Annotated in this window: 22 protein-coding genes (1 of these 22 only partly in view); 20 read left to right on the top strand and 2 right to left on the bottom strand. The window is 38.6% G+C overall.

Translation table 11 applies throughout. From position 1 onward, the window contains the following. Window positions 1-2 precede the first annotated feature (2 nt). From rplO to MKY00_RS00855, 19 genes are all read left to right on the top strand, one after another. On the top strand, window positions 3-443 hold the full coding sequence (gene rplO / locus MKY00_RS00765) for a 50S ribosomal protein L15 (RefSeq protein WP_000766080.1): 441 nt from the start codon (window positions 3-5) through the stop codon (window positions 441-443). Then, window positions 443-1744 carry a preprotein translocase subunit SecY gene (secY, locus tag MKY00_RS00770; RefSeq protein WP_000490114.1) on the top strand — a complete coding sequence of 434 codons (1302 nt, stop codon included), beginning with the start codon at window positions 443-445 and terminating at the stop codon, window positions 1742-1744. The genes rplO and secY overlap by 1 nt, the downstream gene beginning before the upstream one ends. Before the next feature lie 56 nt (window positions 1745-1800). Continuing rightward, complete coding sequence (locus MKY00_RS00775) at window positions 1801-2451, top strand: adenylate kinase (RefSeq protein WP_001048996.1); 651 nt, start codon at window positions 1801-1803, stop codon at window positions 2449-2451. After that, window positions 2451-3197 carry a type I methionyl aminopeptidase gene (map, locus tag MKY00_RS00780; RefSeq protein ID WP_000582539.1) on the top strand — a complete coding sequence of 249 codons (747 nt, stop codon included), beginning with the start codon at window positions 2451-2453 and terminating at the stop codon, window positions 3195-3197. Before MKY00_RS00775 ends, map begins: the two co-directional genes overlap by 1 nt. 68 nt (window positions 3198-3265) lie before the next feature. Continuing rightward, window positions 3266-3484, top strand: a complete 219-nt coding sequence (gene infA, locus MKY00_RS00785; protein WP_001029884.1) for a translation initiation factor IF-1 — start codon at window positions 3266-3268, stop codon at window positions 3482-3484. Between the two features lie 35 nt (window positions 3485-3519). After that, a complete protein-coding gene (gene rpmJ, locus MKY00_RS00790; protein WP_000868344.1) occupies window positions 3520-3633 on the top strand; it encodes a 50S ribosomal protein L36 in 114 nt (37 codons plus the stop codon). 21 nt (window positions 3634-3654) lie between these two features. Then, window positions 3655-4020 carry a 30S ribosomal protein S13 gene (gene rpsM / locus MKY00_RS00795; RefSeq protein ID WP_000090789.1) on the top strand — a complete coding sequence of 122 codons (366 nt, stop codon included), beginning with the start codon at window positions 3655-3657 and terminating at the stop codon, window positions 4018-4020. A gap of 24 nt (window positions 4021-4044) precedes the next feature. After that, window positions 4045-4434, top strand: coding sequence for a 30S ribosomal protein S11 (rpsK, locus tag MKY00_RS00800; protein WP_000101799.1), 390 nt, complete (start codon window positions 4045-4047; stop codon window positions 4432-4434). A 180-nt stretch (window positions 4435-4614) separates the two neighbouring features. Further along, window positions 4615-5559: a DNA-directed RNA polymerase subunit alpha gene (locus MKY00_RS00805; RefSeq protein ID WP_000569643.1), complete on the top strand. Its 945-nt coding sequence runs from the start codon at window positions 4615-4617 to the stop codon at window positions 5557-5559. A gap of 35 nt (window positions 5560-5594) precedes the next feature. After that, complete coding sequence (rplQ, locus tag MKY00_RS00810) at window positions 5595-5957, top strand: 50S ribosomal protein L17 (RefSeq protein ID WP_000331490.1); 363 nt, start codon at window positions 5595-5597, stop codon at window positions 5955-5957. A gap of 103 nt (window positions 5958-6060) precedes the next feature. Then, window positions 6061-6903 carry an energy-coupling factor ABC transporter ATP-binding protein gene (locus MKY00_RS00815; RefSeq protein ID WP_000711783.1) on the top strand — a complete coding sequence of 281 codons (843 nt, stop codon included), beginning with the start codon at window positions 6061-6063 and terminating at the stop codon, window positions 6901-6903. After that, window positions 6879-7760 carry an energy-coupling factor ABC transporter ATP-binding protein gene (locus tag MKY00_RS00820; RefSeq protein WP_016716248.1) on the top strand — a complete coding sequence of 294 codons (882 nt, stop codon included), beginning with the start codon at window positions 6879-6881 and terminating at the stop codon, window positions 7758-7760. Before MKY00_RS00815 ends, MKY00_RS00820 begins: the two co-directional genes overlap by 25 nt. Next, complete coding sequence (locus tag MKY00_RS00825) at window positions 7748-8542, top strand: energy-coupling factor transporter transmembrane component T family protein (RefSeq protein WP_001186536.1); 795 nt, start codon at window positions 7748-7750, stop codon at window positions 8540-8542. The genes MKY00_RS00820 and MKY00_RS00825 overlap by 13 nt, the downstream gene beginning before the upstream one ends. Before the next feature lie 14 nt (window positions 8543-8556). Then, on the top strand, window positions 8557-9300 hold the full coding sequence (truA, locus tag MKY00_RS00830; protein WP_011039908.1) for a tRNA pseudouridine(38-40) synthase TruA: 744 nt from the start codon (window positions 8557-8559) through the stop codon (window positions 9298-9300). 152 nt (window positions 9301-9452) lie between these two features. Beyond that, window positions 9453-9890, top strand: a complete 438-nt coding sequence (gene rplM, locus MKY00_RS00835; protein WP_001260793.1) for a 50S ribosomal protein L13 — start codon at window positions 9453-9455, stop codon at window positions 9888-9890. A 21-nt stretch (window positions 9891-9911) separates the two neighbouring features. Beyond that, complete coding sequence (gene rpsI, locus MKY00_RS00840; RefSeq protein ID WP_000079986.1) at window positions 9912-10304, top strand: 30S ribosomal protein S9; 393 nt, start codon at window positions 9912-9914, stop codon at window positions 10302-10304. A gap of 162 nt (window positions 10305-10466) precedes the next feature. Continuing rightward, window positions 10467-10895, top strand: coding sequence for a YbaK family protein (locus MKY00_RS00845; protein WP_001101006.1), 429 nt, complete (start codon window positions 10467-10469; stop codon window positions 10893-10895). A 66-nt stretch (window positions 10896-10961) separates the two neighbouring features. After that, window positions 10962-11675, top strand: a complete 714-nt coding sequence (gene cwlD / locus MKY00_RS00850; RefSeq protein ID WP_000822436.1) for an N-acetylmuramoyl-L-alanine amidase CwlD — start codon at window positions 10962-10964, stop codon at window positions 11673-11675. Between the two features lie 144 nt (window positions 11676-11819). Then, window positions 11820-12887 carry an Mrp/NBP35 family ATP-binding protein gene (locus MKY00_RS00855; protein WP_000256608.1) on the top strand — a complete coding sequence of 356 codons (1068 nt, stop codon included), beginning with the start codon at window positions 11820-11822 and terminating at the stop codon, window positions 12885-12887. A 56-nt stretch (window positions 12888-12943) separates the two neighbouring features. On the opposite strand, the gene gerD is transcribed toward MKY00_RS00855, so the two are convergent. Beyond that, window positions 12944-13561: a spore germination protein GerD gene (gerD, locus tag MKY00_RS00860; protein ID WP_000827521.1), complete on the bottom strand. Its 618-nt coding sequence runs from the start codon at window positions 13559-13561 to the stop codon at window positions 12944-12946. A gap of 139 nt (window positions 13562-13700) precedes the next feature. Here gerD and kbaA point away from each other — a divergent pair, with 139 nt between their 5' ends. Then, a complete protein-coding gene (gene kbaA / locus MKY00_RS00865) occupies window positions 13701-14312 on the top strand; it encodes a KinB signaling pathway activation protein KbaA (protein WP_016716249.1) in 612 nt (203 codons plus the stop codon). Window positions 14313-14416: 104 nt separating this feature from the next. Here kbaA and pdaB read toward each other — a convergent pair whose 3' ends face one another. Then, window positions 14417-14994, bottom strand: the 3' portion of a protein-coding gene (gene pdaB, locus MKY00_RS00870; RefSeq protein ID WP_016716250.1) for a polysaccharide deacetylase family sporulation protein PdaB. 187 nt of this gene lie beyond the right edge of the window; only the last 578 of its 765 coding nucleotides appear in the window; its start codon lies beyond the right edge, outside the window; the stop codon is at window positions 14417-14419.

The raw sequence follows: 14994 nt of genomic DNA on the forward strand, positions 1-14994 counted from the left end.
GAATGAAACTTCATGAATTAAAACCTGCAGAAGGTTCTCGTAAAGTACGTAACCGTGTCGGTCGTGGTATCGGTTCTGGTAACGGTAAAACTGCTGGTAAAGGTCATAAAGGACAAAACGCACGTTCTGGCGGCGGTGTTCGTCTTGGCTTCGAAGGTGGTCAAACTCCATTATTCCGTCGTTTACCAAAACGCGGCTTCACAAACATTAACCGTAAAGAGTTTGCTATTGTAAACTTATCAACGTTAAATCGTTTTGAAGATGGTACAGAAGTAACACCTGAATTATTGCTGGAAACTGGCGTTATCAGCAAATTAAACGACGGTGTTAAAATTCTTGCAAGCGGCGCAGTAGAGAAAAAACTAACTGTTAAAGCGCACAAGTTCTCTTCAAGTGCTAAAGAAGCAATTGAAGCAGCTGGCGGATCAGTTGAGGTGATCTAATGTTTCGTACAATCTCCAACTTTATGCGCGTTGCTGAGATAAGACGTAAAATATTATTCACTTTAGCGATGTTAATCGTATTCAGGATTGGCACGTTTATCCCCGTGCCATTTACAAATGGAGACGTACTGAAGGCACAAGATCAATTAAATGCTTTAGGTATTCTAAATACATTTGGCGGTGGAGCCTTGAAAAACTTCTCCATCTTTGCGATGGGAATCATGCCGTATATTACAGCATCCATCATCGTGCAATTATTGCAGATGGATGTTGTTCCTAAATTTTCGGAATGGGCGAAGCAAGGTGAAATGGGCCGTCGTAAATTAACGCAATTCACGCGTTATTTTACAATTGTTCTTGCGTTTATTCAGGGGTTTGGTATGTCAATCGGTTTTAACGGTATGGTAGGTGGACAATTAATTTTGAATCCTGGTTGGAGCACTTATTTATACATTGCTACGGTACTGACTGCTGGTACTGCATTTTTAATGTGGTTAGGTGAACAGATTACAGCTAAAGGTGTAGGTAATGGTATTTCCATCCTAATCTTTGGTGGTATTGCCGCAGCGATCCCAAGTGTTATATCTCAAGTGTATCAGCAACAGTTTCAAAATATCGGAGATCAATTGTTCATGAGTATCGTTAAAGTTGCATTGATCTTACTAGCTGTGTTAGCAGTTATTGTGGGTGTTATTTTCATTCAACAGGCTGTTAGAAAGATCCCAATTCAATATGCGAAGCGTGTAACAGGAGGAAATGGTGGTTATGCTGGAGCACAAAACACACATTTACCGCTTAAGGTAAATAGTGCTGGTGTTATTCCAGTAATTTTTGCTGTTTCATTCTTAATTACGCCTCCGACTATTGCACAGTTCTTCCCGAAACATGATGTATCGCAGTGGATTATTGCAAACTTTAACTATTCTCACCCAGTGGGAATGATCATATATGTTGCGCTCATTGTAGCCTTCACATATTTCTATGCGTTTGTTCAGGTTAATCCAGAGCAAATGTCAGAGAATCTAAACAAACAAGGTGGATATGTTCCAGGTATTCGTCCGGGTAAGAATACAGAACAATATCTAACAAAAATCTTGTATCGTTTGACCTTTGTAGGATCAATTTTCCTAGCAGCGATTGCAATCTTACCAGTTATCTTTACGAAGCTGGGAAATCTTCCTCCATCTGCACAGATCGGTGGAACGAGTATGTTAATCGTTGTCGGCGTTGCTTTAGAAACAATGAAGCAACTAGAAAGCCAACTGGTAAAACGCCATTACAAAGGGTTTATCAAGCAGTGAGTAAGTGGGAAGTATTGTCTTCCCTACATGCTCATGTACTCTGAGGGGGAACAAGGATGAACTTAATTTTAATGGGGCTTCCTGGTGCTGGTAAAGGTACACAAGCCGAACAGATTGTTGCCAAGTATAACATCCCTCACATCTCAACAGGAGATATGTTCCGTGCAGCTATGAAGGCTGAAACTGAAATGGGTTTACAAGCAAAATCTTTTATTGATAAAGGTGCACTTGTTCCAGATGAAGTTACAATCGGAATCGTTCGTGAACGTTTAAGCCAAGAAGACTGCGTAAGAGGCTTCTTATTAGATGGTTTCCCACGAACTGTTGCACAAGCATCAGCTCTTGAAGAGATTATGAAAGATCTTGGCAAAAAAATCGACTATGTTTTAAACATTAATGTGGATTCAGGGTTGTTATTAAAGCGCCTTACAGGCCGTCGCATTTGTAAAGAGTGCGGTGCGACTTACCACTTAGAATTCAATCCGCCAGCAAAAGCTGACGTGTGCGATAAATGTGGTGGCGAATTATATCAACGCTCTGATGACAATGAAGAAACTGTAGCAAATCGCTTAGATGTAAATATTAAGCAAACTAAACCTTTGCTTGATTTCTACGAGGAGCTTGGTTACTTACAAAGCATTAATGGTGAGCAAGATATCAATAAAGTATTTGCTGATATCGATGTTCTCATCGGAGGCTTAGCGTAATGATAATCTGCAAAACTCCTCGCGAGATAGAAATCATGCGAGAAGCTGGCAGGATCGTTGCTTTAACTCATCAAGAGTTAAAACAGCACATTACTCCAGGAATTACAACGAAAGAGCTCGATCAAATAGCGGAAAAGACGATTCAAAAATATGGTGCTACGCCATCTTTTAAAGGATACAACGGATTTCCGGGGAGCATATGTGCTTCTGTAAATGAAGAGCTTGTACACGGAATTCCAGGGAAGCGCAAGCTCAAAGAGGGCGATATCATCAGTATCGATATTGGTGCGAAATACAATGGGTACCATGGAGATTCTGCATGGACGTATCCAGTTGGAAACATTTCTGAATCTGTTCAAAAGCTACTTGATGTCACAGAAAAATCGTTGTATCTTGGTCTAGAACAAGTAAAACCAGGCGAGAGATTATCAAATATCTCACATGCGGTTCAAACCCATGCTGAAGAGAATGGATTCTCGATCGTTAGGGAGTATGTTGGTCACGGAATCGGGCAAGACTTACATGAGGACCCTCAAATCCCGCACTATGGTCCACCAAATAGAGGCCCTAGATTAAAGCCGGGAATGGTCATCTGTGTTGAGCCGATGGTGAATCAAGGAAGACGATATGTAAAAACACTATCTGATGACTGGACAGTGGTAACGGTAGATGGTAAATGGTGTGCCCATTTTGAGCACACGATTGCTCTTACAGAAGCAGGATACGAAATCCTTACCACTTTATAAGTAGCTGGCTCTCCGGGATTTCAGAGCAGTGTAAAATGTTACTGATTTGAAGAAGGGAGAACTATTGAATGGCTAAAGATGATGTAATTGAAGTCGAAGGTACCGTTCTTGAAACGTTGCCAAATGCTATGTTCAAAGTAGAATTAGAGAATGGGCATGTCGTATTGGCTCACGTTTCTGGTAAAATCCGTATGAACTTCATTCGTATTTTACCAGGAGACAAAGTTACGGTAGAATTATCTCCGTACGATTTAAATCGTGGTCGTATTACGTACCGTTTTAAATAATATAGCACTCCGTAATCTTTAAGGAGGTTCGAGACATGAAAGTAAGACCGTCAGTTAAACCAATCTGCGAAAAATGTAAAGTTATTCGTAGACGTGGAAAAGTAATGGTTATTTGTGAAAACCCTAAACATAAACAAAAACAAGGTTAATCAGAAGGAGGTGCATTCGGAATGGCACGTATCGCAGGTGTAGATATTCCTCGTGACAAACGCGTTGTTATTTCTTTAACTTACGTATTCGGCATTGGTCGCACAACTGCTGAAAAAATTCTTGCTGAAGCTGGTGTTTCTGAAGAAACACGAGTTCGTGATTTAACGGAAGACGAATTAGGACGTATCCGTGATATCATCGATCGTATTAAAGTTGAGGGAGACCTTCGTCGTGAAGTATCTCTTAACATCAAACGTCTAATGGAGATCGGTTCTTACCGTGGTCTTCGTCACCGTCGTGGTTTACCAGTTCGTGGTCAAAACTCTAAAAACAATGCTCGTACACGTAAAGGTCCACGTCGTACAGTAGCAAATAAAAAGAAATAATAAGTAAAGGAGGTTGAACTAACAATGGCACGTAAAACAAACACTCGTAAAAAACGTGTGAAAAAGAATATTGAAGCTGGTGTAGCTCATATTCGTTCTACTTTCAACAACACAATCGTAACACTTACAGATACTCACGGTAACGCGCTTTCTTGGTCTAGTGCTGGTGCACTTGGTTTCCGTGGATCTCGTAAATCTACTCCATTCGCTGCGCAAATGGCTGCTGAAACTGCTGCTAAAGCTGCAATGGAGCACGGTTTAAAAACTTTAGAGGTTACTGTTAAAGGTCCTGGTGCTGGTCGTGAAGCTGCAATTCGTGCTCTTCAAGCTGCAGGTCTAGAAGTAACAGCAATTAGAGATGTTACTCCAGTTCCTCATAATGGATGTCGTCCACCAAAACGTCGTCGTGTGTAATTTTTCTGTATAGAATTTTCCCTTTTGTCTATAATGGATATGATGCATTATCGAGAAATTTCGTACAGAAACATCGCTTGTTGTGCACAATCGGGAACTGCCTAAGGGGGACTTTCGGTTAGACAGGGGTTATACCTTTGTTTAACCGGGGTTTCGACGTTTTGAAGGAGGGTTTAGTTAATGATTGAAATCGAAAAGCCGAAAATCGAAACGGTTGAACTTAACGAAGATGCTAAATATGGTAAATTCGTAATTGAACCGCTTGAGCGTGGATATGGTACTACGTTGGGTAACTCCTTACGTCGTATTCTTTTATCTTCACTCCCTGGTGCCGCTGTTACTGCTATCCAAATCGATGGCGTATTACATGAATTTTCAACAGTTGAGGGCGTAGTAGAAGACGTTACAACGATCATCTTAAACTTGAAAAAGTTAGCTCTTAAAATCTACTCTGAAGAAGAGAAGACGTTGGAAATTGATGTGCAGGGCGAAGGTATTGTCACAGCTGCTGATATTACTCACGATAGTGATGTAGAAATCTTAAATCCAGATTTACACATTGCAACGTTAGCAAAAGATGCGCATTTCCGCGTGCGTTTAACTGCAAAGCGTGGCCGTGGGTATACGCCAGCTGATGCAAATAAAAGCGAAGATCAACCAATAGGAGTAATTCCTATTGATTCTATTTATACTCCAGTATCACGTGTGACTTACCAAGTGGAAAAGACACGTGTCGGACAAGTGGCTAATTATGATAAGCTTACGCTTGATGTATGGACGGATGGAAGCATCGGGCCAAAAGAAGCTATCTCTTTAGGTGCCAAAATCTTAACTGAGCATTTAAATATCTTTGTTGGTTTAACTGATGAAGCACAAAATGCTGAGATTATGGTCGAGAAGGAAGAAGATCAAAAAGAGAAAGTTCTTGAGATGACTATCGAAGAACTAGACCTTTCTGTTCGTTCTTATAATTGCCTAAAACGTGCAGGAATTAATACTGTACAAGAGCTTGCGAACAAAACAGAAGAAGATATGATGAAAGTTCGTAACTTAGGACGTAAATCCTTAGAAGAAGTTAAACATAAACTTGAGGAATTAGGTTTAGGTTTACGTAAAGACGACTGAGGATTTAAACCCATCAACAAAGGAGGGAACTACGAATGGCATACAGAAAATTAGGCCGTACAAGTGCGCAACGTAAAGCTATGTTACGTGACTTAGCTACTGATTTAATTATCAACGAGCGCATCCAAACGACAGAAACTCGTGCAAAAGAACTTCGTTCTGTAGTGGAAAAAATGATCACTTTAGGTAAACGCGGAGATCTTCATGCTCGTCGTCAAGCAGCAGCTTTCATTCGCAATGAAGTAGCTAACGCTGAGACTGGTCAAGATGCACTTCAAAAACTATTCGCTGATGTAGCTCCACGCTATGCTGAGCGCCAAGGCGGATACACTCGTATTGCAAAAATTGGTCCACGTCGCGGAGACGCAGCACCAATGGTAATTATCGAGTTAGTATAATGATAATTAAAAGGGCAGGACAGTTCTTTTCAAGAAACTGGTCATGGCCCTTTTTTTTAAATATAAAAATAGGCTTACTTGGCGAAGGAAAGGGTGCCTTGTATTGAAAAAAGAGAAACTTCGGACAGAAAATATATCATTTCAATATCCTGGTGCAGCCACTTATGCATTAAAAGATGTTTCATTCTCCTTATATGAAGGTGAATGGGTATCTGTTATTGGACAAAACGGTTCTGGGAAGTCTACACTTGCAAAATTATTGAATGGTTTGTTTTTGCCGGAAGCAGGGACAATTACAGTAAATGATACAATGGTTTTGTCAGAGGAAACGGTATGGGATGTTCGAAAACAAATTGGGATGGTATTTCAAAATCCGGATAATCAATTTGTTGGAACAACAGTGCAAGATGACGTTGTCTTTGGTTTAGAGAATATCGGAATGCCAAGAGAGCAAATGGTAGAAAGATTAGATCAGGCCTTACGACTAGTCCGTATGGAAGATTTTCTTAATGATGAGCCACATTCGTTATCTGGTGGGCAAAAGCAGCGAGTAGCAATAGCAGGCGTTTTAGCACTTCAGCCATCTATTTTGATATTAGATGAAGCAACTTCAATGCTAGACCCTCAAGGGAGACGTGAAGTGGTAGAAACGGTTAGACAACTTGTTAATGAAAAAGGTATTACCGTGTTATCAATTACGCATGATTTAGAAGAAGCGGCACAGTCAGACCGTGTCATTATTTTAAATAAGGGAGAGATATTAGAGGAAGGGACTCCAGAACAAATTTTCAAGTCCTCTCATATGCTCCAAGAAATTGGATTAGATGTACCATTTTCAGTGAAAATAGCAGAATTATTAAAAAGAAATGAAATTCTCTTGCAAAATACGCATCTTACAATGGAAAGCTTGGTGAACGAACTTTGGAGATTACATTCCAAAAAGTAGAACATCGTTATCAACATAAAACTCCATTTGAAAGACGCGCACTTTATGATGTAGACGTGTCGTTTCCAAGTGGGGGCTATTATGCCATTATCGGTCATACTGGTTCAGGTAAGTCGACGATGATTCAACATTTAAATGGTTTATTGCAGCCGACAAATGGCACAGTTCAAATTGGTGAACATTTCATTTCGGCAGGAAAGAAAGAAAAAAAGCTAAAGCCACTACGTAAAAAGGTAGGGGTTGTCTTTCAATTCCCAGAACATCAGTTGTTTGAAGAGACTGTAGAGAAAGATATTTGCTTCGGACCTACTAATTTTGGTGTATCTGTAGAAGAAGCGAAGCAAAAGGCAAGAGAGGCAATTGAACTTGTAGGGTTAGAACCAGAACTGTTAGTACGTTCACCATTTGAATTAAGTGGTGGGCAAATGAGGCGTGTTGCGATAGCAGGCGTATTAGCGATGGAACCCGAAGTGCTTGTATTAGATGAACCTACAGCAGGACTAGATCCAAAAGGGCAAAATGAACTTATGGAGATGTTTTATAAGCTACATAAGGAGAAAGGCCTTACAGTTATCCTTGTAACGCATAATATGGAGGATGCTGCTAAATATGCCGAGCAGATTGTAGTCATGCATAAAGGAACGGTCTTTTTGCAAGGAAGTGCAGAGGAAGTATTTTCACATGCTGATGAACTAGAGAAAATTGGCGTGGATCTTCCTATGTCTTTAAAGTATAAACGTGCAATTGAAGAGAAGTTTGGCATTTCAATCCCAAAGGCTACCTTATCTTTAGAGGATCTTACTCATGAAGTTGTGCAGGTGTTACGAAAAGGTGGTCATGAATCATGCAGCAGTTGATTATTGGAAGATATATTCCAGGGAATTCTCTTATTCATCAACTTGATCCACGTACGAAGCTGCTGATTGTCTTTTTATATGTATTTGTTGTTTTCTTAGCAAATAATGCGATTTCATATGGATTTTTATTTTTATATGCACTCATTGCTTTATTTTTTGCAAAAGTGCCGATTCGTTATGTACTTTCGGGCTTAAAACCAATTCTATGGATTTTTCTTTTTACATTTTTCCTGCATATTTTAACAAATAAAGAAGGGGAAGTACTATTCCAGCTTGGTTGGTTTTCGATACATGAAAAAGGATTAGAGCAAGGAATATACATTTCTATACGATTCTTCGTTATTATTTTAATGACGACATTATTAACGTTAACGACGACACCTATTGAGATTACAGATGGTTTGGAGACGTTATTAAAGCCGTTGAAGCGTATAAAAGTTCCTGTTCATGAAATCGCATTAATGATGTCAATTTCTCTTCGTTTTATCCCGACATTAATGGATGAAACGAGTAAAATAATGAAGGCACAATCGTCACGTGGTATTGATTTTGCAGGGGGACCGATAAAAGATAGGATGAAAGCTATCATTTCACTACTCGTTCCTCTATTCATCAGTGCTTTTAAGCGTGCAGAGGACTTAGCAATTGCTATGGAAGCCCGTGGATATCAAAGTGGCGAAGGACGTACTAAATTCAGGCAACTACGCTGGAAAACAAGCGATACAGTAACGATTATAAGCTTACTTTGTTTAGCTTGTATTTTGGCATGGGTGCGATCGTAATGGAGAATAAAGAAATGGATAGAATAAAATGTACGGTTGCATATGATGGCATGCACTTTTGTGGTTATCAAATTCAACCGCAGCATCGTACTGTTCAACAAGAAATAGAGAAAGCTTTACAGAAATTGCATAAAGGGGAACTTGTCCGTGTTCAGGCATCGGGCAGAACAGATTCTACTGTTCATGCTAAAGGACAAGTCATACACTTTGATACACCGTTGTCTCTTGAAGAGTGGCAATGGAACAATGCATTAAACACAATGTTACCAGATGATATTGTTATCACACAGGTAGAGAAAAAAACAGAAGAATTTCATGCACGTTACGGTGTCGAGAGAAAAGAATATCGTTATCGTGTATTATTATCAAAGACTGCGGATGTATTCCGTAGAAATTACGTATATCAATATCCATATCCGCTCGAAATAAACGCTATAAGAAAAGCGATCCCTTATTTTATTGGAACGCATGATTTCACTTCTTTTTGTTCGGCAAAAACTGACAAAAAAGATAAAGTGAGAACAATTTATGAAATCGAGCTAATTGAGCAAGACGATGAATTAATTTTTCGTTTTGTAGGTAATGGATTTTTATATAATATGGTCAGGATTATTGTTGGTACGTTACTGAGCGTAGGGCAAGGAAAGCTTGATCCGGATAGCATTCCAGAGATTTTAGCGAAACAAAATCGTCAGTTTGCTGGAAAGATGGCTCCTGGTCATGGGCTTTATTTATGGCAGGTAAACTATAACAACTAATCCTGGTGTAACATTTGCTTGACATTAGAAACTCAAAAGTATATCATAACATATGGTATTGTTTCTAAAACCACGATTAGCCCCGGAAGGAAATCGTGTTTAAGATAAACAATAGATTTTTTCTATGGAAAAGATAACGAGGAGGGAAACACATGCGTACGACTTTTATGGCAAAAGCTAACGAAGTTGAGCGTAAATGGTATGTGGTTGATGCTGAAGGTCAAACTTTAGGTCGCCTTGCTAGTGAAGTAGCATCCATTTTACGTGGTAAAAACAAACCTACATTTACACCACACGTTGACACGGGTGATCATGTAATTATTATTAACGCTGAGAAAATTCATTTAACAGGTAATAAATTAAACGATAAAATTTACTACCGTCACACTAACCACCCAGGTGGACTTAAACAAAGAACAGCTCTTGAAATGCGTACAAACTACCCTGTACAAATGTTAGAGCTTGCAATTAAAGGCATGCTTCCAAAAGGACGCTTAGGCCGTCAAGTTTCTAAGAAACTAAACGTGTATGCTGGAGCAGAGCATCCACACCAAGCACAAAAACCAGAAGTTTACGAACTTCGCGGATAATCAATTAAAGGAGGGCTTACTTTGGCACAGGTTCAATACTATGGCACTGGACGTCGTAAGAGTTCAGTAGCGCGCGTACGCCTAGTTCCAGGCGAAGGACGCGTTATCATTAACGGTCGTGATTTTGAAAACTATATCCCATTTGCTGCATTACGTGAAGTAGTGAAACAACCTCTAGTTGCAACAGAAACTTTAGGTAACTACGATGTACTTGTAAACGTAAATGGTGGTGGATACACTGGTCAAGCTGGTGCTATTCGTCACGGTATTTCTCGCGCTTTATTAAAAGCTGATCCAGAATACCGTCTAACACTAAAACGTGCAGGTCTATTAACTCGTGACGCACGTATGAAAGAGCGTAAAAAATACGGTCTTAAAGGCGCACGTCGTGCACCTCAGTTCTCAAAACGTTAATTTTTGCGAACTACAAACCCCAACCATTTTGGTTGGGGTTTTTTTATGTTTCATTCCTCTTTTGTAATTTTTGTAGTTTGGAATATTTTAGTGCTATCCTCTCGCGTATGCTTCTTCTTTAGAAGTTTAGACTAATACGTATTAGGGAGGTTTATAAGTACTATGAATGTCATTGTCAGCTTACAAGAAAAACAAAAAGAAAAGCAGTTGAAATATGAGCGGAAGATGCTGCGGGAATTATCATTAAAAACATTACGTTCAAATATTAGAGATGCCTTTCAGATGCAGGAACTTCATCGTCAGTATGAAGATTACTGCATTGAATTAGGGATAGAATCGTATTTATTAGGAGCGAGATATAGTAAATTTGGCTATTATGGCGAATCGTTCTTTGATGTGAAATATAGGGCCTTAGAAGAAGAGCAACAATTAACGGAAACACTATTTCAATTTTTAACGAGCATGACTATGCGGGAAATTAAATTACAAGATGAGGAATTACTTTTTGAATCTTGCCAGCAGTTTATCGGCTTATGGTGGCAGGAAGGATATGAAAAAGGTGAAAGAAGATATCGATTAAAGCTTCATTAAGACAAGCATAAACTTTCCTCTTGTCCCATATAAGTAATTAGAGGGACTAGCTGGAGGAGGAAAGGTATGAAGAGAATTCGAATTATCTCTTTTGCACTCGCTGCGGTTATTTTGTTTTTTTTAGTCAAACAAGAATTTCAAATTACAAAATCGTGGCGAGCTTGGAATTTACCCTTATCAGGGAAAGTAATCGTATTAGATGCTGGGCATGGTGGACCAGACGGAGGGGCTGTTGGTGGCAAGGATATTGTAGAAAAAGATATTACGCTTGAGATCACAAAGAAGGTGCAAGATTATTTACAAGAGCAAGGTGCACTAGTTATTTTAACGCGTGAGGGAGATTATGATTTAGCCCAGAAAGATACAAAGTCATATAGTAGACGTAAAGCAGAAGATTTAAAAAAACGTGTAGAGATTATTAATAAACCCGATGTAGACTTTTTTGCAAGTATCCATTTAAATGCTTTAACTAGTAGTGGATCGAAGGGCGCACAAACGTTCTATTACCGTTCTTCAATTGAAAATGAACGTGCTGCGAAATTTATACAAGCTGAGTTGAGAACGAGTTTAGAGAATACAAATCGTTCTGCTAAAACAATTTCTCATGTGTATTTATTAAAGTATGCGAAAACACCAGGCGCTTTAATTGAAGCTGGCTTTTTATCGAATGTAAATGAAAGGTATATGTTAAATTCGGAGAAATATCAGCAAAAGGTAGCAGCTGCAGTATATCGTGGTATATTACGTTATTTCACGGAAAAAGGAAATCCTCCAGAATAAGGAGGATTTTTTTGCGTTTCTCTCGTTAACGAAGTTTTCCGAAAATATGTTATACTGGAAATGTAAACGCATTTATTTCAAAAGTAAAGAGAGATATATTTAATTAACATTATGTTATTTTTCATACAGGGGGCTGGGCTAATTATGGTAACGAAAGAGCAAGTAGTGGAAGCGTTAGAAGGGATTGTAGATCCGTTTTTACATAAAACGTTAAAAGAAACAGGGGCAATTAAAGAGGTGACAGTCAAGCCTGAGAAGGAACATGTAAGTGTTAAAATTGCAATCGTAAAAACCGGTACAGCGGAACAAATGCAATTGCAATCTGGAATTGTAAAGTTAGTGAAAGAACTAGGAGCAGCAACAGTAGGGCTTCGCTTTGCAGAATTTACAGAAGAGGAATTAGCTCAGTTTGCACCAGAACAAGAAGAAGAGCAAACTGAATCTTTATTGTCACCAAATTCGAAAACGACATTTTTAGCAGTGGCGAGTGGAAAAGGTGGAGTAGGGAAATCAACAGTTTCTGTTAATCTTGCTATTGCTCTAGCTCGTCTAGGGAAAAAAGTTGGTATCATTGATGCCGATATTTATGGTTTTAGCGTACCTGATATGATGGGGATAGAAAAACGCCCTGTAGTAAGAGGAGATAAAATCATTCCAGTGGAGCGTCTAGGTGTAAAGGTAATCTCAATGGGGTTCTTTGTAGAAGATAATGCACCGGTTATTTGGAGAGGACCTATGCTTGGGAAAATGTTAAATCATTTCTTTACAGAAGTAGAATGGGGCGATTTAGATTATTTAGTTTTAGATTTACCACCAGGTACAGGTGATGTTGCGCTAGACTTACATTCGATGCTACCAGCTTGTAAAGAGATTATTGTCACAACACCGCATCCAACAGCGGCATTTGTAGCAGCACGTGCTGGAGCAATGGCTTTACGTACAGAACATAGTATTCTTGGTGTTGTTGAGAATATGGCTTATTTTGAAAGTAAAACAACTGGCGAAAAAGAATATGTGTTTGGAAGAGGTGGAGGAGATAAACTAGCTACAGAACTTCAAACAGAAGTACTTGGCCGAATCCCGCTTCAACAACCTGATTGGAATAAAGAAGATTTTGCGCCGTCAGTATATGAAGATACGCATACGACAGGTCTTATTTATCGCACAATAGCTGAAACGGTAATTGATAAAACAACTGTTGCGCAAAAATAAAATAATAATGAGTGGATGATACATATATTGTCCACTCATTATTATCGTTATTATTTTTACTGCTGTTCCTTTTTACCTTCTTGGGAACCACCTTCACCGCCGGCTTCCTTTTTATCAGAACCACTTTTTTCGGCTTTTTGGACACCTTTACTAATAATATCAATCATCTTAGCTTGGAAGAGTGGGCTTTCAGCAGTTTCTGTTAGTACTTGTTGTAAATATTGACGGTATTCTTTGCTCTTCATCGTTTGTAACATCATTTTTTCTACTTCAGGGTTTTTCATAATTTCCATGACGCCTGCTTGGTATTCAGGGTCTTTTAGTAATGTTTTCATTAAGGCTGTTTGTTCTTTTCCCATACTTTTAGCGAATTTCGATGAGAACTCAGGGTCTTTAAAGAGCTTTTCCCAGAATTGTTGCCCTTTATCGGATACCATTGCATCTTCAATCGTTTTCTTTACTACTGTTTCATCTAGTATGAGTGCTTGTTTCATTTTTTCATCAGTTAACACATCTTGAATGGCTTTCTTACCTTGATCGGTTTTTAAAATATCAACAATCATTTTCTTCGTTTGATCATAATCAAGTTCGGACTTTGCTTCTTTTTCTTGTGCACATGCTACAAGTACAAGAAATAGAAAAGAAGAAGTCAAAACGAGCAGCATCCGTTTCATAAGTTGGAACTCCTTTCAGCACAGTTCTCTCTTTTTAATATAAATATCTTTAAGGAATTTATACATGAACATGGCTAGCTTTTTGAAATTGTCATTGATACAATTTAATTAGAAATATAAGGATAATGGGGGATGTGTTGTGAATAGCCGCAAGTGGGTACGACTATTTTTTACGACGTTGTTTCTTGGTGGGGTTAGTACAGTCATTATTGGATTTGTTTTAGAGTGGGACAAGTACGCTAAATTTTTTCAAAATTTCGACGGAAAGGAAATTTTGGCAGTCTCCTTCTGGTTGATGGGTGTAGGATTTATTTTTAGTGTGATAAGTCAAATGGGGTTCTTTGCTTATTTAACAATCCACCGTTTTGGACTGGGAATGTTTCGATCGTCTTCTTTATGGAATATAGTCCAGCTCTTCTTTATTGCATTCGTTTTATTTGATTTTGTGTATTTAAGATCGGTATTGATTGCAAATGGGGAAGTTTCATTAGGGAATAACATACTTGTTGCTGGTGTGTTATTTATGTTTGGTGCCATCGTTGCTTATATAAAAAGTAAGGAAACGAATAAAAAGGCATTTGTGCCAGCTTTGTTCTTTATGGTCGTTGTAACAATTCTTGAGTGGGTACCAGCACTTCGAATTAATGATACAGATTGGTTATATTTAATGGTGATACCACTTTTATTATGTAATGCATATCAGTTACTTATATTACATCGTTTAATTGGAAAGGCGAGTAAGTCGGCCTAATTAAGAGAGTTTTTACGCAGGGTAGTTGTACGAATGGAAATATCGGGATAAAAAAAGCTCTATTACCTGAACGAAAGGTAGTAGAGCTTTTTATGTGTGAAAAATTATTGGACATCTTTACTTTTCGTACTTGTGTTGGAAATAAGTTGTGATACGGATATTTGTTCATAGCCGTCACTCTTTAATTTCTGTAGAATCAGTGGTAAAGCTTTATTTGTTTGAAGAGCAGAATCGGATGCATGTAATAAGACGATATCTCCACCTTTTAGATTATTAGAGACGGTGGAAACGATATTGTTTACGCCAGGGTTTTTCCAATCGTTTGAGTTATTACTCCAATGAACGACAGTGTATCCGAGTGATTCTGCTATTTTAAGTGTTGCCTTGTTAAAGTCTCCACTAGGTGGACGCAATAGTTTAATTTGTTTCACGCCGAGTTTTGTAAAAACATCTTGTGCTCGCAGAAGATCTCTTCGTATTTCATTTGCCTCTAGAGAAGTGTAGGACGTGTAATTATAACCCATACTACCGATTTCATGTCCATCTTTTATGATGCGTTCAACAACATCAGGGTGTCTTTCTGCCCATGCAGCAGAAAGGAAGAAGGTTGCATTCTTAATATCTCTTTCTTTAAGTGTATCAAGGATTGGAATTGCTTTTTTGTCTCCCCAACTAATATCAA

Origin of the sequence: Bacillus sp. FSL R9-9834, from assembly GCF_038006905.1 — a bacterium.
GTDB lineage: Bacteria > Bacillota > Bacilli > Bacillales > Bacillaceae_G > Bacillus_A > Bacillus_A pacificus.